Genomic DNA, 21284 nt, shown 5'->3' with positions numbered 1-21284 from the left:
ACCGCCCCGGGGGCGGGGAGGGGCAGGCGGGGTCATGCGCGCGCGCCAGGGGTGGTCGGTGTGGGGACGGGCCGCCGCGGCGGCGTCGTCCGGTAGGCGTGCTGCGTGTGGTGCAGCATGACCTTCCAGTAGGTCCACTCGGCGACTCGCGCTCTGCGGTCGACTCGCTCGAGACGCGGCTGCAGGAGGGGCACCGTGAGGCGGTTGAAGAGCGCCGTGCGCACCCCCATTCGGAGACGGCCCCGCCACGAGGCGCGCCGGGTCAGCACGCCGTAGCGCTCGAGTAGGTCGGGCTCGGGGATGAGCACCTCGAGGTCGCGCAGACCACGCCCGATCGAGGCCTGCAACCGGCAGGCGCTGGCGAGGTCGTGCGGGTGGTAGTGCTCGCCCCACGCGCGAGGCTCGTAGACGACGCGGTAGCCCGCACGGGTCCAGCGGTAGCCGAGCTCGATGTCCTCGTGGCCGATCTCCGCCCAGTCCTCGTGAAAGAGCAGGTTGCGGTCGAGCATGACCTGGCGCGGGAGGCTGAGGTTCATCGACCAGTGGTAGCGATAGGACACCTCGGCGCCGCCGCGGTCGACGATCTCGCCGTAGGCGAAGGGCTCGTACCACTCGATGAACGCCGTCTGCGGCATCTGCCTTGACTGCTCGACGAGTCCGAGCACGGCGACCGGATCGCCCTGTGCCGCATGGGCCTCCACATGACGCGCGAGGAAGTCGGGAGTCACCCAGACGTCGTCGTTCATGAAGACGACGAGCTCTCCCCTGGCCTCGCGGAGCGCCTGGTTGCGCTTGACCGCGGGGAGCCGCTCGTCGCTCGCCTGGAGCACGATGCGCACGTCAGAGGTCGCCGCGAGCTCGCGCACCATGTCGGGCGTGCTGTCGCTCGAGTTGTCGGCGACGATGATCTCGAAGTGGTCGTGGGGGTAGTCCTGAGCGAGCAGGTGCTCGATGGTGCGCTGCACGACGTCCCGCCGGTTGTAGGTCGGGAAGATCACGGAGACGAAGGGCTGCGTCATGTCAGCGCCCCCTTGAGCGAGCGGAGGAGGCCGATGCGCTGCATACCGAAGGCATAGGCCGCGAGGGCGGCGAGGACGGCGAGGGGCCAGGGCACGCGGAGGCTGTCGAGCACCCAGAGCAGCGCGGTGGCCACGGCGGCGACCGCGATGATCCGGCCGACCACGAGCACGTCGAGGTGGGCGTCCATGTGGTGTCGCACCGCCCGGGTCGAGGCCCACAGCACGAAGAGCCCCGTCGCCACCGCAGCCAGGGCCGCGCCGACGAGACCGACGGCGTGGACGAGCACGAGGCACAGCACCAGGCTGAGGGCGAGCGCAGCGAGGTTGTAGCGCAGGGTCACTCGTTGGTGGCCACCCGAGAGCAGCACGAGCGACTGCCAGGCGTTGACCGTCATCAGCACCACGGCGACACCCAGCACCTGCAGCGGCAGGGCCGAGGCGGCATACGCCGGCCCGAAGGCAAGGAGCACGAGCTCGTCGGCCACGACGGCGACGACGACGGGCACCACGAGCATGAGGGCCACGAGCAGCTCGGTGCCGCGGCGGTAGATCTCGACGAAGCGGACGCGCCCCGGGGTGGCCCAGGCCGACGTCGCGAGCGGGTAGAGCACGTTGATGAAGACGGCGCTGCCGAGGAAGAGGTACTCGATCGGCTGGTAGGCCGCTCCGTAGAGACCGAGGTCGCTGCTCGGTCGCAGCGCTGCGACGACGAAGGAGTCGAGCTTGAGGTAGAGCACCCCGATCATCAGGGCGGGGCCCAGCGGCAGCGCCTCGCGCACGAGCCCGCGCACGAGCGGGGCCTCGAAGCGCGGTCGCAGGCCGAAGCGCCGCGAGGCGAGGCGGACGGCCAGGGCCGTGCCGACGAGCAGCCCGACGAGGGGCGGCACGAAGAGCCACGGCAGGCTGACGCCGCGGGCGATGAGCACGAGCACGAGGGCCGTCTCGATCGCCTCGGCGACCACCCGGATGCCCGCTTCGTACTGCTGCACGAAGCGGGTGTGGAAGATCGTGACGACGATGCCGAGCACCGCCTCGACGATGATGCCGAGCGAGGCGACGAAACCGGCGAGATGCGCCTGGGGCGACTGCTGGAAGAGCAACAGCGCCGCCTGCACCCCGACGACCCCGAGGCCGGCCAACCCCAGCCGCACGACGATGACGGTGCCGACGACGTCACCCTCGACTTGACCCGGGCGGAGCATCTCGCGCACGGCGAGCTTGGGCAGGCCGAAGTCGGCGACGACACCGACGAGGGTCGTGATGGTGAGGATGAGGACGTAGGTGCCGTAGGCGTCGGGTGCGAGGTAGCGCAGCACAGCCAGGGTCGAGACCGCGTTGAGCAGCAGGTGCACGACCTTGGCCCCCAGCTGCGAGGCAGCACTGAGGGTGACGGAGCCCGACCCGACGGGGCCGGCGGCGCGCGTGGTCACGGTCAGGGCGTCCCGTCCGCCTGACGAGGCCCGAGCGTGGTCGTGGACGTGGGGGCGTGGTGGCCGTTGCCCGACGGCGCGGCGCCGGTGAGGACCTCCGCGCGAGCGGGCTCCGGCCACTGGGTGACCGGCTGCCCCGCGCCCGTCAGCTCGTCGAGCAGGTCGGGGTCACGACCCTCGGCGCCGGGAGCGTCGCCGGTCGGACCGTCGCCCTCGACGTCACTCGGGCCAGGGTCGGAGTCGTGCCGCTTGGCCCACATCGTCAGGCCCGCGCCCGCGAGAGCGCCGAGGAGCAGACCGAGGGCGAGGTAGATGTAGCGCTTGGGCTCACTCGGATAGGGCGGCTCGGCGGCGGTGTCGATGCGGGTGAGCCCGACGGGGCCCTGTGCCTGGGTCGTGCGGGCCTGCTGCACGGAGGCGGCCAGGTCGGCCTGGTTCTTCTGCGCCAGCTCGAGCTGGCTCTCGAGTCCGGTCATGCCGGCGAGCGTCGCGTTGTTGGACAGCGGTGCCGCCCCGTTGACCGCCTCGCGCAGCTGTCGCACCCGGGCCACCTGGCCGTCGAGGCTCGCCCGGGTCGTTCGCTGCTGGGTGAGCAGGTCGTTGTAGACGGTGTTGACGTTGCTGCTGTCGAGCTGCGTCGTCGACCGGCCGGTGATGATCCGTTGGCTCGACTGGGCGCTGCGCGGGATCGTCGAGAGCGACGAGGCGATCGACACGAGCTGGGCTCGCAGGTCGGCCTCCTCCGCCTGTGCCTTGAGCAGGTCGGAGCGCAGCGACTCGTACGTCTCGGCCGAGAGGGCGAGCTTGCCGTCGGCGGCCGAGATGCCGTTCTCGGTCTGGTAGGTCGCGAGCGCCGTGGATGCCGTGCCGACGTCCTTGCTCGCGGCTGCGAGCTGGGCCTGCAAGGCCTTGAGCGAGCGCTGGGCGTCCTCGGTGTAGCGGGCCTGGCTCGTCGCGACGAGCTCGGCGGCCACCGCGTCGGTGACCTCCTTGGCCTCCTGCGGGGAGTGCCCGCTCGAGGTAATCTCGAGGACGTAGGAGGCACCCTGCCCCGCGCTCGCGCCGGCGTTGGTGGCGAGCGGTTGGACCGTCGTGCCCTCCTGGACCTCGGTCACGGCCTTCTCGTAGGGGTCCACGTCGGCGCAGTAGCCGGAGGTGACGAAGGCACGGGTGCACCGGTAGACCCAGGCAAACCCTTTGGCCAGCGTCGAGACGAGCCCGTCGGAGCGCGACGCCGCGTCGAGGTCGAGCTGGTCGACGACGGCCGTGGCGACGCTGCGGCTCGTGGCGATGCCGGCATACGTGCCCGCGAGCGACTGCGACAGCTGCGAGTCGACGACGCCGGGCTGCGTCGTGAGGTCCTGGCCCGTGCTCGAGAGGAACGTCGCGTCACGCCCGTGGATGAGCAGACGGGTCGAGGACTCGAAGGTCGGCTGCACGAGGAAGGAGCCGACGAAGGCGAGCACCGCACCGAGGGCAGCCACCGTCACGATGCGCCAGTTGCGTTGCCACATCTGAGAATTGCGGAGCATTGTCAACGACCTGTTCTCTCGAGCTGGCTGTGGATGCTGGTGGTGACGGTGAGGGCTGCGGCGCGGGCCCCGAGGAGGCCGGCAGCTCCCACCCGGAGCGGGTTCCACGGCTGCGGGGCGTGGTGCTTGGCCCAGTAGCGGTAGGCGCCCGTGTGGAAGTGGCGGATCGTGCGCGGGGTCCAGCCGTGGGCTCGGGTGCCGCCCTCGTCGTGCACGACCACCGCCTCCGGCACGCACCACACCTCGTGCCCGGCACGGGAGATGCGCCGGCACCAGTCGGCGTCCTCCCAGAAGAGGAAGAAGTCCTCGTCGAAGGCACCGACGCTCTCGATGACCGACCGCGGCACGAGCATGGCCGCGCCGGAGACCCAGTCGACGGTGAAGGGCTCGGCGCTCAGGTGGTCTCGCTCCACGAGGAAGCGGCTCGACCAGCGGTTGTGCGGGAACCATCTCGTCACCGGTGACCGCCGACCGAAGACGGCGGCTGCCGGAGTGGGGAAGGCTCGGGCGGTGAGCTGAGGCGACCCGTCGGTGTTGAGCAGCCGGGGGGCCACGACCCCGGCAGCAGGGTGGGCGTCGGCGAAGGCGACGAGCGTCTCGAGAGCGCCGGTGGTCACGACGGTGTCGGGATTGAGCACCAGGACGTGCCGGGCCGCCCCGGCCGCGATGGCGCGGTTGTTGGCGGTGGCGAAGCCGGCATTGCGGCCCATCTCGACGACGCGGGTGCGGTCACCCCTGCCGCGGACGAGGGCCACGGTGCCGTCGGTGCTCGCGTTGTCGGCCACCGTCACGGTGAGGTCGAGGCCGCCTCGAGCGCCCTCGATGCTGTCGAGGCAGGCACCGATGAGGTGGCTGCTCTCGTAGCTGACGATGACGACGTCGAGGTCCGCGGCGGGCGGGGAGTCGTCAGGCGCCATCAGAACGCACCCTTGGAGCGCACGACGGTGCCGACCGTCCGGGCGATGATGCGCAGGTCGAGCAGGAGGGTCTGCTGGGCGACGTAGCGCAGGTCGAGCGTGATGCGCTCCTTGACGGTGAGCAGGCTCCGGCCCGACACCTGGGCCAGCCCGGTCAGCCCCGCCTTGGTGAAGAAGAGGGCCAGGTCCTCCGCCCGGTAGTGGGCGATGAGCTCGGGGAGCTCCGGCCGGGGCCCGACCAGGCTCATCTCGCCGCGGATGACGTTGAAGAGGTTGGGCAGCTCGTCGAGGGTCGTGCGGCGCAGCCAGCGGCCCACGCCGGTGTTGCGCGGGTCGTCCTCGAGCTTGTAGAAGACATCGCTGAAGGGGCCGCTGCGCTGGTAGTCGTAGAGGTCCGGATAGCGCTCGCGGGCATCGACCCACATGGTGCGGAACTTGTAGAACGTGAAGACCCGGCCTCCGCGCGTCACCCGTTGCTGGCGGAAGACCGCGGGGCCCGGCGAGTCGTGCCGGATCAGCAGCGCGATCGCGAGCATGACGGGGGCGGCCAGGAGCAGGAGCACCGTGGCGCCGACGAGATCGAGTGCTCGTTTGGCGATGCGGTAGGCCCGGGACCGGTTGGGCAGGTAGAGGAAGCGAGCCGTGCCGAGGCGGCGCTCGAGGTAGTCGGGCAGCGGTTCGGAGGGGTCCCACGGCACGGGCAGCGTCGTGGCTGCACCGGGCTGGCGAGACAGAGGCTGCTCCACCGGCTCCACCGGCTGCAGACCGGTGATCCGCTCGACGGCCTCGACGGCGTCGGCGAGGTCGACGGCACCGAGGCCGTCGTGCTGCACGGCGCCGAGGTGGTGGTGTCCGCTCGTCGAGCTGGGGTTGGCGCGGAGCGGCGTCACCCCCGGCAGGAAGGTCAGCTCGCGCATGCGCTGCATGCCGAGCGAACGGTTGCCCAGCGCCAGGGCGCAGAGCGACGGCCGTCCGTCGGCATCGAGATCATCGGCCCGCAGGATGCCGTGGAAACCCACGACCCAGCTGCGCACCGCAATGGTCGGTTGGGGCGTCACCGCCCCTTGGTCACAGTCGAACGCACTTTCAGACATGCAAGTGTCCCCCCGCGAGAACCCCACATTTGCACTACCCCGAGACAGCACGCCGCTGGACTGCCTGAATACGAATCTTGATCATTGCCACATTCGGGAGTGGCCGTCACGAAAACGACAAAACTTACGATTCCTTTACCTGCCAAGGGTCGGCAGGGCAGCATGAGATACATGGTGCTGATCGTCGTTTCCGTGCTCGTGATCGCCGGTGTGACGATTGCGCTGGTCAGGCGTCGATGAGGGCCAGCTCGGCGTCCACCATGTGGACGACCATCTCGTCGAACGAGGTCTCGGCCCGCCACCCCAGGTGAGCGCCGGCGAGCGACGGGTCGCCGATGACGTCCGCCGCGTCGGTGACGCGGACCAGTGAGTTGTCGACGCGCACGCGAGCCTGCCAGTCGGTGATCCCGGCGTGGGCGAAGGCCGCGACGACGAGGTCGCGCACCGAGTGGGCGACACCGGTCGCGACGACGACGTCAGTTGGCGCCGGGGACTGCGCCAGGAGCCGCAGGGCCCGCACGTGGTCGGGTGCCCATCCCCAGTCACGGCGGGCGTCGAGGTTGCCGAGGTCGAGGATCTCCGACGACCCGCGAGCGATGCGAGCGGCCGCAGCACAGATCTTGCGACTGACGAAAGTCGTTGGCCGCCTTGGTGATTCGTGGTTGAAGAGGATCGCGCTCGAGCAGTGCATGCCCTGGCTGCGCAGGACGCCCGCTGACAGGTGGGCGAAGGCCTTGGCCGCGCCGTAAGGGTTGGTCGGCCGCACCGGGGTCCGCTCGGTCTGCGGGCTCTCGGCCGGGTCACCGAAGATCTCGGAGCTCGAGGCCTGGACGAACCGCACGTCCACGCCGCTGGCGTCGCGGAGGTCGCGAGCGGCATACATGAGCTCGACGGCGGCGACGCCGCTCGCCCGCGCCGTCTCGACCGGGTGCTCCCACGACCGCGCGACGGAGCTGACTCCCGCAAGGTTGTAGACGTGCTCCGGTGCGACATCGAGCAACAGGCCCCGGGTGGCTGGACCGTCGGTGATGTCGCCGGTGTGCACGACGACCCCCGGCGGCACGTGCGTCAGGTCGTCACCGGCGCGCACGAGGCCGTGCACCTCCCAACCGGCGGCGACGAGGTCGTCGGCGAGATAGCTGCCGTCCTGGCCTGCGGCTCCGGTGATGAACGCTCGTGGCATGGAGTCAGTATGGCGAATCGGTTTGCTCCGCAACGAGATCCGCGTCGACCATCATCGCGACGAGCTCCTCGAAGGCCACCTTGGGCTTCCAGTCGAGCACGGCGCGTGCCTTCGAGGCGTCACCGGTGAGCACGTCCACCTCGGCCGGCCGCAGGAAGGCCGGGTCGAGCACGACGTGGGGCTGCCAGTCACTGATGCCGACGCGACCGAACGCGGCGTCGAGCAGCTCACGCACCGAGTGCGTCTCACCGGTGGCGACGACGTAGTCGTCCGGCTCGGGCTGCTGCAGCATCAGCCACATCGCCTCGACGTAGTCGCCCGCGAAGCCCCAGTCGCGCTGGGCGTCGAGGTTGCCCATGGCGATCGTCTGCTGCCGTCCCAGCGAGATGCGGGCGACCGCACGCGACACCTTGCGCGTGACGAACTCGATGCCGCGGCGGGGTGACTCGTGGTTGAAGAGCACCCCCGACGACGCGTGCATGCCATAGGACTCGCGGTAGTTGATCGTCATGTGGTGTCCGTAGGCCTTGCTGACGGCATAGGGCGATCGCGGCCGCAGCAGCGTGGTCTCACGCTGCGGCACCTCGAAGACGTTGCCGAACATCTCCGAGCTCGACGCCTGGTAGAAGCGCACGCGCCGCGGATCGTCGCCGCAGTGCAGCCGCACCGCCTCCAGCATGTTGAGCACGCCCAGCCCGGTGACGTCGCTCGTGACCCGGGCGTTCTCCCAGGAGAAGGCGACGAAGGAGACGGCGCCGAGGTTGTAGACCTCGTGCGGGTCGACGGCCGCCATGACCCGCATGAGGCTCGACTGGTCGGTGAGGTCCCCGGCATGCAGGTGCACCTGCGGCACGAGCCGCTCGACGAGCGGTCGTTTCGGGTTGCTCTGGCCACGGAGCAGACCGTGCACCTCGTAGCCCTTGGCGAGCAGACTCTCCGCCAGGTAGAGGCCGTCCTGGCCGGTGATGCCGGTGATGAGTGCGCGCCGCATGAAGGACCCCGTTCCCCTGAGAAGGTTCGAGTGTGGCCGATGCGGCAGCCGGCGGGTGGAGAATCAGCCGAAATCGCCCCGATCGTCTCGGCCTCGCGTCGTCGAGGGTCCTTCGGCGGTCCACTACGCTGCCAGCACCGGACTGCCGGGGCGGCGCTCGCCCTGCCGCTGTCCGACCGTCACCGTCGTGCTGGAGGAGACCAGGATGTACACCCCCAAGATGCGCTCGCGCCTCGCCGTCGAGGCGCTCGGCACCTTCTGGCTCGTCTTCATCGGCTGCGGCTCGGCGATCTTCAACGGCAAGTTCATCGTCGCTGCGCTCTCCGACGGCAACCCGGTCAACTACGGCATCGGCCACCTCGGCGTGGCCATCGCCTTCGGTCTCGCCGTCACCACGATGGCCTACGGCGTCGGGCACGTGTCCGGCGCCCACTTCAACCCCGCCGTGACGATCGGCATCGCAGTGGCCCGCCGCTTCGACTGGAAGGACGTGCCGGCCTACATCGGAGCGCAGCTCGTCGGCGGCCTGCTCGCCGGTGGCGCCCTCGCCGGTCTCGTCCAGAGCCGGGGCCTGCCGGTCACCGGCAACCTCGCGGCCAACGGCTTCGGAGAGCACTCCCCCGGCGGCTTCGGTCTCGGCGCCGTCCTCGTGGTCGAGGCCCTCGTGACGGCCTTCTTCGTCTACATCATCCTCGGGGCCACCAAGTCCGACGCCCCCAAGGGCTTCGCGCCACTGGCGATCGGTTTCGGTCTGCTCGTCGCCTATCTCGTTGCGATCCCGGTGAGCAATGGGTCGATCAACCCGGCCCGCTCGACGGCCGTCGCCTTCTTCAACGGCAACGACGCCGGCCTCCAGCTCTGGGCGTTCTGGGTCGCCCCCATCGTCGGAGCCCTCATCGCGGGAGCCACCTTCGCCTGGATCACGGGCGAGGACCGCGCTGACATGGACATCGACGGCTCGACCGACGACGTCGACAACGCAGCCCGGGACGCGGCCGGCAACCCGGTCCTCGACGACTGAGCCCGGCCTGACCTCCCACCCGTCCGCCCCGGTCGACGGTCCGCGCGTGCCCGGGCCCGTGACCGGCCGCGAGCGCCTGCTCGCCGCCGTCGTCTGCGCGGCGTGGGCGGGCCTGGTCGTCGCGGTGGCTGCGGGCACCGGCGCACTCGGCATCTCGCGCAACGACGACTGGGTCTACTACCGTGTCGCGTTCGCCGCCGCGGAGGAGGGCGGCTTCGCACCCGACCCCTACACGCGCGCCATGCTCGTCGGTCACATCGCCCTCGCCCGGCCGCTGATGGCGGTGTTCGGTCCGTCGATGCTTGCGCTCCAGCTGCTCACAGCGGTGCTGAGCGTGCTCGCACTCTGGTGCACCTACGTGTTGTTGCGCGGCTTCCTGCGCCCAGGACTCGCACTCCTCGCTGTGGCGACCCTGGCCCTCGGGCCGATCCACGCCGGCATCACCGCCACCTTCATGACGGACGTCCCGACCTTCGCCCTCCAGTCACTCGCCCTGCTCCTCGCCGCGCGCGCCCTGCACGGGGACCGGCTCAGCCGCTCGTGGCTGACGGTCGCACTCCTCGCAGCCTTTGCCGGCTTCACGATCCGCGAGTATGCCGTCGCCGCAGCGGCTGCGATCGTGGCCGCGGCGTGGTGGCGCGCGGGGCGCGCCGACCGCCGCTTCACCGTCGCGCTGGGGCTCGGGTGGCTCGCGGCCGCGGCCGCTCTCTACGTCTGGCGCTCGACCGCCTTCCCCGGCCCGGGTCTGACACTCCGCCCGCTGCCCGACCTCGACGACCTGCGCCTCGCCGGCCGGGCGGCATACACCCTCGCGTTGCTCGTGTCGCCGGCAACGCTCTACGTGCTCTTCCGCGGCGGAGCCCGCCTGATGCTGGCGCACCGATGGGTGACGGTCGCTGCGACCGTGCTGCTCGTGGGCGGCACCCAGCTGCTGCGCGGCGTCTTCCTCGGAAACTACGTCGGACCTCGCGGCTCCTACACGGGCACCGTTGCTGGCGTGCGCCCGTGGGTGGTCACGCCCGCGGTCTGGTCACTCGTCGTGGCCGTCGCGGTCGTCAGCGCCGTCACGGCCGTCGTGCTCGCAGTGGCCACCGTCGATCGCGTGCGCGCGCGCCGGCGTGCGGGAGCGCTCACGCCGCGTCGGCCTGCTGCCGCCACCGTCACGATGACGTATGCCGCCGCATACGTCGCGCTCACCCTCGCCCTCGCCGTCTTCACGACCAGCCCCTTCTTCGACCGCTACTTCGTGCCGGTCGTGCCGGCGGTGGCGGCAACGATCCTCTGGGCGTGGCAGAGCGAGGGAAGCGTCGACGCGCAGCAAGCGCCCGGACGGGTGGCGGCCTGGGCCTCGGGGCTCGTGACGGGCTTCGTCGCCGCGGTCGCCCTCTCGCTGCTGGTCACCTCAATGCAGTTCGACGCAGCGAAGTGGCGGCTCGGCGAGCAGCTCGAGTCCCGCGGGTGGAGCGCGGCGACGATCGACGCTGGATTCGAGTGGTTCGGCTTCCACCAGGAGCAGCCGATCGACCCACGTCCGCGGGTGCTGCCCGGGCATCCCTTCTGGGTGAGCCGGCTCTTCGACCACCCCCGGGTCTGTGTCATGGTGTCGCACGAGCGGGGCGTGTCGCCGGTGAGCGCGGGCGACGTGGTCGCGCGGGCCTCGGTGTGGGCCCCGCTCGGCGGTGGCTTCGACCTCGTTGCCCGACCCGTCGATCTCGACTGCCCCGACGACGGAGAGCCCTGACATGACCGTGCCAGCCCGGAGCGGCTCAGCCCTGCCGGAGCGACCTCCTCGTCGCGAGCGCTGGCTCGCTGCGGTCGCGTGCCTCGCCCTGGCGGGCCTGTACCTCGCGATCGCGGCGCGCTTCGGCGCTCTCGGGGTGTCGCGCAACGACGACTGGACCTACTACCGCGTCGCCTTCGACGCCTACGCCGAGGGCGGCTTCTCCCCGGACCCGTTCACGAGCACGATGCTCGTCGGGCTCATCGCGCTGGCCACCCCGGTCATGGCCGTCTTCGGTCCGAGCATGGCGGCGCTCCAGGTGATGGTGGCGATCTGCGGGGCCGTGGGGCTGTGGGCCGCCTGGCTGCTCATCCGCCGCTTCCTCGGCCGCGTGCCTGCAGCGCTGGCCGTGGCGACCCTGGCTCTCGGGCCCCTGTGGGGCACCCTGTCCACGACGTTCATGTCCGACGTGCCGGCCTTCACGTTCCAGGCGCTGGCCCTCGCGAGTGCCGCGGTGGCGCTGCGGGGACCTCGGGTCAGGTGGGCGTGGTTCGCCGGGTCCCTGGTCCTGTGCTTCGCGGCGCTCACCATCCGGGAGTATGCCGTCGCGAGCACGATCGCTGTCGTCGTCGTCGCGCTGGTGCGGGCTCGGAGTCGTCGTGACCGGGCCGTCATCCTCGGTGCCGGGGCCGTCTGGGTCGCTGCGGCGCTCGCCCTGCTCGCCTGGCGTGCGGGCCTCGTGACGGGGAGTCCTTCGAGGCCGGTGCGCGTGCCCGGACCCGAGCAGGTCAAGGTCCTCGTCCGCACCATCTACACGACCGGCCTGCTCATGTCGCCCGTGGCGGTGCTGGTCGTCCGGCGAGATCGCGGCGCCTTCGTGCGACGGCACTGGGTGGCTGCCGCCACGACCGGCGGCGTGCTGCTCGCGGGCGTCGTCGCCACGGAGGGGAGCGTGCTGCTCGGCAACTACGTCACCGCCTCCGGCTCCTACCCCGAGACCGTCGGCGGGCCCCAGCCCGTCGTGGTCACCCCGGTGATCTGGGTGTTGGTCGTCGCGGTGACCGTGCTCAGCACGACGATCCTCGCCACCGTGGCATGGGCTGAGCTGCGTGGCCTCCTCCACCGGCGCGGGTGGGCCCTGCTACTCGCTCGACTGCGGGCTGCCCCCCCGGAGCTCGTGCTGAGCCTCGCGTTCACGGTGACGATGGCCGCCATCGTGCTCGCGATCGGGGTCGCCGTGCACAACCGCATCTTCGACCGCTACCTCATGCCGATCACCCCGTATGCCGCGGCCGTCATCCTGTGGACCATCCGTCACCGCCTCGAGCCAGGCGGTGCAGGGCCCCGGAGCGCTCGCGTCGCCACGGTCGGCGTCGCTGCCGGCCTCGTGGTGCTGGCAGGACTCGGCACCTCTCTCGTGGTCGGGTCGGCAGCTCTCGACGGCGCCAAGTGGCGTCTCGGGGAGCGCGCCGTGTCGGCAGGCTTCGCCGCCGAGACCGTCGATGCAGGCCTCGAGTGGTTCGGCTTCCACCAGACCGCGCCGATCGTCATGCAGCCCACGACGTTGACCGAGAGCTCCTTCTGGGTCACCGCCCTCTTCGAGGACCCGCACGTCTGTGCTCTGTCGACCTACCTGCCACAGGAGACTGCATCGGGTCCCGCAACGGACCCGACCGTCCCCGGGCAGGGCCCGGTCATCGCGGCGGAGCAGGTCTGGGCACCTCTGGGCCCCGGGTTCGAGCTGGCCCTGCGACGCACGGACCTCAACTGCCCGGCTCGATGAAGTGAATATCTTCATCTGACGTTAGTGAAGCTATGATCTGCAGATGGACCAGTTGAAGCGAGGTGCTTCACCTGTCGCACTCATCGGCGACATCGTGCGCTCCCGCACGAGAGGTGACCGACAGGCCCTGCACGACGAGCTCTCGCAGGCTCTCGCGAAGGCCAACAGCACCGTCGCCAGCCAGGACCCTCTCGTCATCACGCTAGGTGACGAGTTCCAGGGTGTCTACGCCACGCTCGGACAGGCGCTGCACGCCAGCTTCGTCGTGCGCACCGCGCTGCACCCACGCACCGACGTGCGCTTCGGGCTCGGCCGAGGCGCGGTCACGACGCTCGACCCGGTGCGTGGCATCCACGACGGACCTGCCTACTGGGGCGCCCGAGACGCGATCACGTCGGCGGAGGAGCGCGCCCGCAAGGCGCAGACGCGCACGTCGCGCACGGCATACCTGGGACCCGACGACCCTCCCGCGATGGTGTCCGCGGTGCAGTCGGCGCTCGACTGTCTGGACTTCATGGTTGGGTCGATGTCGACCACCTCACGCGAGATCCTCGGAGGCCTCATGAGCGCCCACACGCAGCAGGACCTGGCCGACCGCCTGGGCCTCAGCCCGTCGGCCGTCTCGCAGCGGGTGCGCCGTGACGGCATCGGGGTGGCGCTCGAGTCGATGCAGCGGCTCTGGGACCTGCCGTGACCTGGCTGTCGATCGTGCTCATCGGCCTCGGTGTCGGCGACCTGGTTCGCTCCGCTTCCTGGCCGCACGCCCGGCTGGTCGCTCACGTCACCACCCCCGTCGTCGTCGCCGTGGTGGCCGTCCTCACCGACGTCGACGCCTGGCCCGACGTCGTGGCCCTGCTGCTCGGGTGCGTCGTCGCGGCCGGCTGGATGGAGCTCTCCCGCCGCACCCAGCGCACTGGCTACGGCGCGCTGGCCGCGCTGGCCTCGTTCGCCCTGCTCGTCGTCGGCCTGCTCGGCTTCTCGGGCCCGGCGAGCACGCCGGGAGGGCCCTTCGCGAGCTGGCTGACGTGGGCCGACCTGCCGGGCGACACGGACCCGAGCCCCACCCGTCTGCTCGTGCTCGCCGGCCTCGTCGCGTTCAACGTCGCCACGGCCAACGTCATCGTGCGCCTCGTGCTGCTGGCCATCGGGGCCCTGCGTCCCGACATGGTTGCTGCCGCGGCGCCCACCTTCCCGCCGGCCGCATCTCCGACCGGGCCGGGCCAGCCCGTCGACCGCCTCAAGGGCGGGCGCCTGCTCGGACCCATGGAGCGACTCGTCATCCTCGGCCTGGGGCTGGCCGGCGAGTTCGGCGCCGCGGGCATCGTCATCGCCGCCAAGGGGCTGCTGCGCTTCCCCGAGATCCAGGCGGCGGCCCGCAGCAACGCCGCCGGCGGCTATCCGGGTGGGCCTGCCGGCATCGACGACGTGACCGAGTACTTCCTCGTCGGCAGCTTCGTCAGCTGGCTCATCGCCCTCGCCACCCTCGCCCTCGCGGCCTGACCGATCGAAAGAGCAATCCGCCGCGTCGACGGGTGCCGCGCGCTCGCGCGGCCGGGGGCGGATTGCTCTTTCGATCAGGGCGGGGGGCGTGACCAAGGCCGCACCCGCGCCCGCACTCCCCCGGGAGGTGGCGCCCGCACGCACTGGTAGCGTCGGAGCGTCCAGCGACACACCGACGTGAAGGGCCTCTTCCTGTGAGCACAACCCCCGTCAAGGTCGCCGTCACCGGCGCCGCAGGCCAGATCGGCTACAGCCTCCTCTTCCGCATCGCGAGCGGTGCCCTGCTCGGCCCCGACACCCCGGTCGAGCTGCGCCTCCTCGAGATCACGCCCGCCCTCAAGGCGCTCGAGGGCGTCGTCATGGAGCTCGACGACTGCGCCTTCCCGACGCTCGCCAAGGTCGAGATCGGCGACGACGCGGCCACGGTCTTCGACGGCGTCAACCTCGCCATGCTCGTCGGCGCCCGCCCCCGCGGTCCGGGCATGGAGCGCGGCGACCTGCTCGAGGCCAACGGCGGCATCTTCGCGCCCCAGGGCAAGGCCCTCAACGAGGTCGCGGCCGACGACATCCGCATCACGGTGACGGGCAACCCGGCCAACACCAACGCCCTCATCGCGATGAGCAACGCGCCCGACATCCCGACCGAGCGCTTCTCGGCCCTGACGCGCCTCGACCACAACCGGGCGACCAGCCAGCTCGCGGCCAAGCTCGGCGTCCCCGTCACTGAGATCAAGAAGATGACGATCTGGGGCAACCACTCGGCGACGCAGTATCCCGACCTCTTCCACGCCGAGGTCTCCGGCAAGAACGCCGCCGAGACCGTGGGCGACCAGGACTGGCTGGCCGGCACCTTCATCCCGACCGTCGCCAAGCGCGGGGCGGCCATCATCGAGGCCCGCGGCGCGAGCTCGGCCGCCTCCGCCGCCTCGGCGACCATCGACCACGTGCGCACCTGGGTGCAGGGCACTCCCGAGGGCGACTGGGTGTCGATGGCGGTCCGTTCCGACGGCTCCTACGGCGTGCAGGAGGGGATCATCTCCTCCTTCCCGGTGACCGTGAGCAACGGTCAGTGGCAGATCGTCCAGGGCCTCGACATCGACGACTTCTCGCGCGCCCGGATCGACGCCTCCGTCGCCGAGCTCGTCGAGGAGCGCGACGCCGTCAAGGGGCTCGGGCTCATCTGATCCGGCTAGACGTGTGACGGAGGGCGCCGACCTGCGGGTCGGCGCCCTTCGCGCGTGACGGGCCCGACGGCATACGGCAACCACGGGGTATGCCGGCGCGTCGGGTCAGCGGGTCACGCTGGCTGACGAACGGGTCACGGGGTCATCGAGCCGCACGGTCGCCGAGGCGACGAGCAGCGCGACGCCGAGCGCCGCGAGGATGGCGACGTCGAGGGTGCGAGAGCGGACGTTGAGGCCGCCGGCCTTGCGGGCCGGCCGGGCGACGAGCCGGATCACCGCCCCGAGCAGGAAGCCCGCCGCCATGATGCGACCGCCCCAGCGCAGGTCCGCGAAGGCGATGACGAGCACCCCCGTCCCGACGATGGTGGCGATCAGCCACCACCAGGAGAGGACGACGAAGCCGCTGCCGCGCCACTGCATCGGCGGGGCTCAGCCCTGCCGGGTGGAATCAGCGGAGGCTGCGGCGAGATGCGCCTCGGCTGCGTCGACGATGTTGGACAGCAGCAGCGCTCGGGTCATGGGCCCCACTCCCCCGGGGTTAGGGCTCACCCAGCCGGCGACCTCGGCGACCTCGGGCGCGACGTCGCCCGCGATCTTGCCGTCGACGCGGCTGACGCCGACGTCGAGCACCGCGGCCCCGGGCTTGACCATCTCTCGGGTGACGATGCCCGGCACACCGGCCGCAGCGATGACGATGTCGGCCTGGACCACCTCGGCGGCCAGGTCGCGCGTGCCGGTGTGGCAGAGCGTCACGGTGGCGTTCTCGCTCTTGCGCGTGAGGATGAGGCCGAGCGGACGGCCGACGGTGAGGCCGCGGCCGATGACGACGACCTTGGCGCCGGCAATGGGCACCTCGAAGCGCCGCAGCAGCTCGATGCACCCCATCGGGGTGCACGGCAGCGGGGCCGGCCTGCCGAGCGCGAGCCAGCCGAGGTTGGTCGGGTGCAGGCCGTCGACGTCCTTCTCGGGGTCGACCCGTGAGAGCAGTGCCATCTCGTCCAGGCCGGTGGGCTGCTGGACCAGGAAGCCGGTGCAGGCCGGATCGGCGTTGAGCTCGTCGATGACGGCCTCGACCTCGGCCTGGGTGGCGGTGGCGGGCAGATCACGCCGGATGCTCGTGATGCCGATCTCAGCGCAGTCCTTGTGCTTGGCATTGACGTACCAGTGGCTGCCCGGGTCATCGCCGACGAGCACCGTGCCGAGACCGGGCACGACGCCGCGCTCAGCGAGGCGGGCGACCCGCTCGGCGAGCTCGAGCTTGATGGACTTGAGGGTGGCCGAGCCGTCGAGGATGCGTGCCGTCACGGCGCCCATCCTGCCACGCGCACAACGGGACGTTCACAGCGGCAGAACGTCAGCGGCATACGCAGGTCTGCGTATTTTGCTAGCGGTTGCCGCCACCCAGACTGTGTTTGACGCTGGCGCGAACCCGCGCCGGGCTCGGGGGGCCACCTTTCGCACAGAGAGATGTGAGCATGGGAGCACTACGCAAGATCCTGCGCCGGACCGGCACCGTCACCGCCGCAGCTGCCGCCATCACCCTCGCCGGCTCCTCGGTGGCGTCCGCCCACCACTGCTACCGGGACTACTGGCAACCCCAGGCCTACGAGCAGCACCTCAAGGGCAACACGCCCTGGGTGCCGCTCAGCGACCTCGGCACGATGTTCATCATCGGGCCGGAGTACGCCGAGCAGTGCGGCTACGTCGCCGACGACGCCGTGAAGGACTGGATGGTCGCCAACGACGTGACCCAGGAGCCGCTCATTCAGTCACGCGCCACCGTGGGAAGCGGCGCGTACTACAAGAAGGGCATGGAACCGAAGCCGTTCAACTACCTCTCGGACGAGGACTTCGGCATGCTCACGATGGCCGTCGTCGACGGGATGGCGGAATGCGCCCCGGACTGGGAGCTCCCCGAGGAGTAGCGCCGATCGGGGTGCGGGTGCGCAGACAGGGAGGCTGCGCGCCCGCTCCCGCCGGCGGGCAGCAGCCCGAGCCGCTGGGCGGCGAGCACGGCGGAGAGCCGGTCGCAGGCACCGAGCTTGCGATAGAGGTGCTCCTGGTGCTTGTGCACCGTGCGCGGCGAGATCATGAGCCGCGCGGCGACGCCCTCCGCCGTCGACCCGCTCGCCAGCAGGCTCAGCACCAATCGCTCCCTCGGCGTCAACGAGGGTGCGTCCCCGGGGTCAGGCACGCCCATTCCCACCGCGGCGGTGAAGAGCCGGATGTGACGGTCGAGGCCGACGAGCAGGGTGTGCAGATCGGTGAGCCGGGCGAGATCCTCGCTGCCGAAGCCGCCCTCGTTGAGCACGACCCAGCCGTCGAAGTCGCCTCGGTGCGTGTCGCACGGCACGGTCATCTGGTGCACCGTGATGCCGAGGGCAGCCATCGCATCGTGGGCGTCATCGTCCAGGGTCCAGCCTGCCTCGATGAGGTCGGTGAGCCGGACCGGTGAGTGGTCTGTCGTCGTCCCGTAGTACTGCGCGAGCGGGTGCGCCCGCGCCTGGGCCGCCACCGGCCAGTGCTCGCGCGGCGGAAGCTTCTCGCGGGCCTCGACACTGATCGCGATGGCCTGCGGATCCTGGGGCGACAGTCCGACCCGGGTCGCCACGTCGGCGTGGGTCTCGCGCATCAGCTCGTCGACGAGGAGGTCGTGCGCGCGCTGCGGTGTCGGCGCGTTGAGGATCTCAGAGGCCGCCCGGATCCATCGGGTGTGCTCGTCCACCGCAACAGAGTAGGCGGCAGCTCGTCACGTCCGTGGGGGAATGACACCGGCCAGGTACGGCGCGGCCAACCGCTTCGCTGCCGCCTCCGAGCTGTCAGGAGGCCGCTCTGGCCACCTCGTCGAGCGGGACACCGGTGTCCGCGAGCCGCTGCCGGTCGACCACCGTGCGGTCGCGCACGAGCTGCTGCACGGTGTCGATGGTGTCCCAGACGTTGACGTGCATGCCGGCGAGCACCCGCACGCCTGCACCCTTGGGCACCACCCAGAAGGCCATGAACTCGTTGCTCGACGGCTCGCCGCGCAGCACGACCTCGGCACCGGACCCGCGCGCGACGTGGCCGGCATACTCGAGCCCCACGTCGTACTGGTCGGAGAAGAAGAACGGGATGGGGTCGTAGGTCACGTCGGCGCCAGCCATCGAGCGGCCCGCCGCCAGACCACCGTCGTTGGCGTTGGCCCAGTGCTCGACCCGCACGTGCGTGCCCAGGGCGGTGCTCTCCCAGCTGGCCACGTCGCCGGCCGCCCACACGCCGTCGGTCGACGTGCACAGCCGGGCATCGGTGACGACGCCGTTGTCGACGTCGAGCCCGGCTCCCTCCGCGAGCCCGGTGTTGGGCGTGATGCCCACGCCGACGACGACGACGTCCGCAGGGAGGCGCTCCCCCGCCGTCGTCACGACCGCTTCGACGCGGCCCGTCCCCTCGATGCGCGCCACCCCTTCGCCGAAGCGGAAGGCCACGCCGTGGGAGCGGTGCAGGTCGGCGAACCAGCCCCCCACATGCTCACCCATGACGCCGAGGAGGGGCGCGGCCTGGGGCTCGACGACGGTGACGGCGCACTTGGCATCAGCGGCCGCCGCAGCGACCTCGAGGCCGATCCATCCGGCGCCGACGATGACGACCCTGGCTCCGTCGACGAGGGCCTCCTTGAGGGCAGTGGACTCCTGCAGCTCCCGGAGGTAGAGCACGCCGTCGAGATCGGCGCCCGGGGCGTCGAGGGCTCGAGCCGACGATCCGGTGGCGAGCAAGAGCTTGTCGTACGAGAGGGACTCGCCACTGCGCAGGGTCACGACGTGCGCCTCCGCGTCGAGCGACGTGGCCGGGTCGCCGAGCCGCAGCTCGACATCGTGATCGGCGTACCACGACTGGGGGTGGGTGTAGACGGTGTCGACGTCGTCGTCACCCTTGAGCACTCCCTTGGACAGCGGTGGCCGCTCGTAGGGCACCTGCTCCTCCTCGGTGACGACCACGACGCTGCCCTTCTCGTCGTGCTCGCGGATGCCCTCGACCGCCTTGGCGGCGGTGAGCCCACCGCCGATGATGACGTATGCCGTCCGGTCCGTCCCGTTGCTCGCCGCGCTGCTCATGGCCCCACTGTCACACGACCGCGCCGGTCCGTCGAGGGGACCGCCGCGGCGCGCCGGAGCCCCACACGATCACCAGGTGACGTCGCGTCCGAGCTCGCGCATCGTGTCGACCATGACGTCGTAGCGGCGCGCGCCGACCTGCGCCCGGAGCCGGTCCTGCGCGGCCTCGATGAGGGCGAGAGTCTCCTCGACGACCCGGTCACCCGCCGCGGTGCGGCGAACCCAGCGCACCCGCCTGTCCCCCTCTGACGGGCCACTCTCGACGAGGCCCTGGGCCTCGAGCGTGTCGACGAGCTGACCGATGGCCTGCTTGGTCACGGCCGACCGGTGCGCGAGGTCGGTGACCCGCATGCCGTCAACGGGGATCATCTGCAGCAGTCGCGATCGGCGACCTCCGATGGCGACGAGATGGGCGGGTGCGAGCTCGCGCATCTCGTGGTTGAGGCGGCGACCGACCGCGTCTGCCCAGCGAAAGAGGTGGTCGGGATAGTCGTCGGGTCCAGGCCCGTCGCGGGCACGCTCGTCCTTGCGCAAGACCATGGTCCGACTCTATCCTCGATTTGGTCAAGGTGCTTTACTACTTGAGGGGGTGGGCACATTGCCGGTCGACGAGCACGACATCGCCGCCGTCACGGCGCGCCTGGCGGGCGTCGGAGCCGAGAGCGTGACGCTCGCCGCCGTCGACTACGCCTGGGGCTCCCCCGCGACCGCCGGACTCTGGAGGGCCGAGGTGGCACACGCCCCGACTCCGCCGGCGCGGTCCTTCGTCAAGCTCCTGCGCCACCCTCGGCTCTGGCCCCGCCTCGAGCTGATCCCCGAAGGGCCGCCGCGCGATTTCTTCCTCACCACCTTCCCGTGGCGCTTCGAGCTCGACATGGCCCTGTCGGGCATCGCGGGTGTGCTCCCCGACGGCATGCGCATGCCCCAGCTTCGCCACCACGAGCACTTCGACGACGACCACATCTGCCTCTGGTCCGAGCTCGTCGACGAGCGCACCGGGCCGTGGTCGACAGACGAGCTCGGCCGAGCGGCATACCTCCTCGGTCGTCTGGCCGCCCGGCGCCACGAGGGCGCGGAGGTCAACGAGCAACTCCCCGAGATCTGTCGCCAGCTCCCCCGCGGTGCCGCCCTGCGCTATCTCGTCGAGGGTCGCGTCCTCGTCGGAGCGAGTGCCGAGCTCGCCGACGACGACCTCTGGGCACACCCGGCGATGATGCAGGCCGTGGCAACCACCGGCGACCACGACCTGCGGGGCGATCTGCTCGCCATGCTCGACCTCGCCCTGCCCGTGCTGGCCGAGCTCGACCGGCTGCCGCAGACCTTCGCGCATGGGGACGCGAGCGTGCAGAACATCCTGATCTGCGACGGCGAGGACGACCTCGTCGTGATCGACTGGGGCTTCGGGTCGCTCCTCGCGGTCGGCTTCGACCTCGGACAGCTGCTCGTCGGACCTATGCACGCCGGACTGACCCCCGCCTCCGAGATCAGGGCCATCGACGCGGTCATCTTCCCCGCCTACCTTGAGGGTCTGGCCGACGAGGGGTATGCCGTCGGCGCCGACGACGTGCGCTTCGGCTACCTCGGCTCGCTCTTCGCCCGATCGGTCTTCACCGCGCTGCCCTCGGACGAGCTGGCCTCGAGCACTGTCACTGGTGACGAGCTCGCCCTGTTGACGCTCGAGCGCGTCCGCCTGACCCGAGCGATGCTCGACCTCACGGCTCCGGTCATCAAGGCCCGCCTGGGCTTCCCCGCGCCAACCCGAGTCGAGGGGCCCCGATGAGGCCGCGACGGGTGGGACGACGCGGCCACTCGACTGGCT

At 71.1% G+C, this 21284-nt stretch carries 20 protein-coding genes; 8 read left to right on the top strand and 12 right to left on the bottom strand.

The window, feature by feature from the left end; translation table 11 throughout:
- Positions 1-32 precede the first annotated feature (32 nt).
- The 7 genes from LG278_RS06920 to gmd form a co-directional block, all read right to left on the bottom strand.
- Positions 33-1019: a glycosyltransferase gene (locus tag LG278_RS06920; protein WP_404392253.1), complete on the bottom strand. Its 987-nt coding sequence runs from the start codon at positions 1017-1019 to the stop codon at positions 33-35.
- Positions 1016-2449 carry an oligosaccharide flippase family protein gene (locus LG278_RS06915; protein ID WP_404392251.1) on the bottom strand — a complete coding sequence of 478 codons (1434 nt, stop codon included), beginning with the start codon at positions 2447-2449 and terminating at the stop codon, positions 1016-1018. The genes LG278_RS06920 and LG278_RS06915 overlap by 4 nt, the downstream gene beginning before the upstream one ends.
- Before the next feature lie 2 nt (positions 2450-2451).
- Positions 2452-3963 carry a GumC family protein gene (locus LG278_RS06910; RefSeq protein ID WP_404392249.1) on the bottom strand — a complete coding sequence of 504 codons (1512 nt, stop codon included), beginning with the start codon at positions 3961-3963 and terminating at the stop codon, positions 2452-2454.
- Between the two features lie 20 nt (positions 3964-3983).
- On the bottom strand, positions 3984-4898 hold the full coding sequence (locus tag LG278_RS06905; protein WP_404392247.1) for a glycosyltransferase family 2 protein: 915 nt from the start codon (positions 4896-4898) through the stop codon (positions 3984-3986).
- A complete protein-coding gene (locus LG278_RS06900; RefSeq protein ID WP_404392245.1) occupies positions 4898-5956 on the bottom strand; it encodes a sugar transferase in 1059 nt (352 codons plus the stop codon). Before LG278_RS06900 ends, LG278_RS06905 begins: the two co-directional genes overlap by 1 nt.
- Positions 5957-6218: 262 nt before the next feature.
- Positions 6219-7175, bottom strand: a complete 957-nt coding sequence (locus LG278_RS06895; RefSeq protein ID WP_404392243.1) for a GDP-mannose 4,6-dehydratase — start codon at positions 7173-7175, stop codon at positions 6219-6221.
- Between the two features lie 4 nt (positions 7176-7179).
- Positions 7180-8166, bottom strand: a complete 987-nt coding sequence (gene gmd, locus LG278_RS06890; RefSeq protein ID WP_404392241.1) for a GDP-mannose 4,6-dehydratase — start codon at positions 8164-8166, stop codon at positions 7180-7182.
- Between the two features lie 205 nt (positions 8167-8371).
- Between gmd and aqpZ the strand changes: the two genes are divergently transcribed.
- From aqpZ to LG278_RS06860, 6 genes are all read left to right on the top strand, one after another.
- The gene (gene aqpZ / locus LG278_RS06885) at positions 8372-9187 is read left to right on the top strand and encodes an aquaporin Z (RefSeq protein WP_404392239.1); all 816 of its coding nucleotides are present in this window, start codon (positions 8372-8374) and stop codon (positions 9185-9187) included.
- 46 nt (positions 9188-9233) lie between these two features.
- Entirely contained in the window at positions 9234-10928 is a 1695-nt protein-coding gene (locus LG278_RS06880) for a glycosyltransferase family 39 protein (protein WP_404392237.1), read from the top strand.
- 1 nt (position 10929) lies between these two features.
- Positions 10930-12690: a glycosyltransferase family 39 protein gene (locus LG278_RS06875; RefSeq protein ID WP_404392235.1), complete on the top strand. Its 1761-nt coding sequence runs from the start codon at positions 10930-10932 to the stop codon at positions 12688-12690.
- Positions 12691-12733: 43 nt separating this feature from the next.
- On the top strand, positions 12734-13384 hold the full coding sequence (locus LG278_RS06870; protein WP_404392233.1) for a SatD family protein: 651 nt from the start codon (positions 12734-12736) through the stop codon (positions 13382-13384).
- Positions 13381-14190 (top strand): hypothetical protein, encoded by an 810-nt coding sequence (locus LG278_RS06865; protein WP_404392231.1) that lies wholly within the window; start codon positions 13381-13383, stop codon positions 14188-14190. Before LG278_RS06870 ends, LG278_RS06865 begins: the two co-directional genes overlap by 4 nt.
- 194 nt (positions 14191-14384) lie before the next feature.
- Entirely contained in the window at positions 14385-15374 is a 990-nt protein-coding gene (locus LG278_RS06860) for a malate dehydrogenase (RefSeq protein WP_404392229.1), read from the top strand.
- A gap of 105 nt (positions 15375-15479) precedes the next feature.
- On the opposite strand, the gene LG278_RS06855 is transcribed toward LG278_RS06860, so the two are convergent.
- Both LG278_RS06855 and LG278_RS06850 read right to left on the bottom strand, forming a co-directional pair.
- The gene (locus LG278_RS06855) at positions 15480-15794 is read right to left on the bottom strand and encodes a DUF3017 domain-containing protein (protein ID WP_404392227.1); all 315 of its coding nucleotides are present in this window, start codon (positions 15792-15794) and stop codon (positions 15480-15482) included.
- A 9-nt stretch (positions 15795-15803) separates the two neighbouring features.
- Entirely contained in the window at positions 15804-16679 is an 876-nt protein-coding gene (locus tag LG278_RS06850; RefSeq protein ID WP_404392225.1) for a bifunctional methylenetetrahydrofolate dehydrogenase/methenyltetrahydrofolate cyclohydrolase, read from the bottom strand.
- A gap of 170 nt (positions 16680-16849) precedes the next feature.
- Between LG278_RS06850 and LG278_RS06845 the strand changes: the two genes are divergently transcribed.
- A complete protein-coding gene (locus tag LG278_RS06845; protein WP_404392223.1) occupies positions 16850-17299 on the top strand; it encodes a hypothetical protein in 450 nt (149 codons plus the stop codon).
- Here the strand turns inward: LG278_RS06845 and LG278_RS06840 are convergent.
- The 3 genes from LG278_RS06840 to LG278_RS06830 form a co-directional block, all read right to left on the bottom strand.
- The gene (locus tag LG278_RS06840; protein ID WP_404392221.1) at positions 17206-18099 is read right to left on the bottom strand and encodes a response regulator transcription factor; all 894 of its coding nucleotides are present in this window, start codon (positions 18097-18099) and stop codon (positions 17206-17208) included. The two genes, LG278_RS06845 and LG278_RS06840, sit on opposite strands and share 94 nt — an antisense overlap.
- Before the next feature lie 94 nt (positions 18100-18193).
- Positions 18194-19465, bottom strand: a complete 1272-nt coding sequence (locus LG278_RS06835; protein WP_404392219.1) for an NAD(P)/FAD-dependent oxidoreductase — start codon at positions 19463-19465, stop codon at positions 18194-18196.
- A 69-nt stretch (positions 19466-19534) separates the two neighbouring features.
- Complete coding sequence (locus LG278_RS06830; RefSeq protein WP_404392217.1) at positions 19535-20005, bottom strand: MarR family winged helix-turn-helix transcriptional regulator; 471 nt, start codon at positions 20003-20005, stop codon at positions 19535-19537.
- 49 nt (positions 20006-20054) lie between these two features.
- Here LG278_RS06830 and LG278_RS06825 point away from each other — a divergent pair, with 49 nt between their 5' ends.
- On the top strand, positions 20055-21245 hold the full coding sequence (locus LG278_RS06825; RefSeq protein WP_404392215.1) for a phosphotransferase: 1191 nt from the start codon (positions 20055-20057) through the stop codon (positions 21243-21245).
- Positions 21246-21284 lie beyond the last annotated feature (39 nt).

Origin of the sequence: Humibacillus xanthopallidus (assembly GCF_044793955.1) — a bacterium.
Lineage (GTDB): Bacteria > Actinomycetota > Actinomycetes > Actinomycetales > Dermatophilaceae > Humibacillus > Humibacillus xanthopallidus_C.
This window is presented reverse-complemented; position numbering and strand designations above follow the sequence as displayed.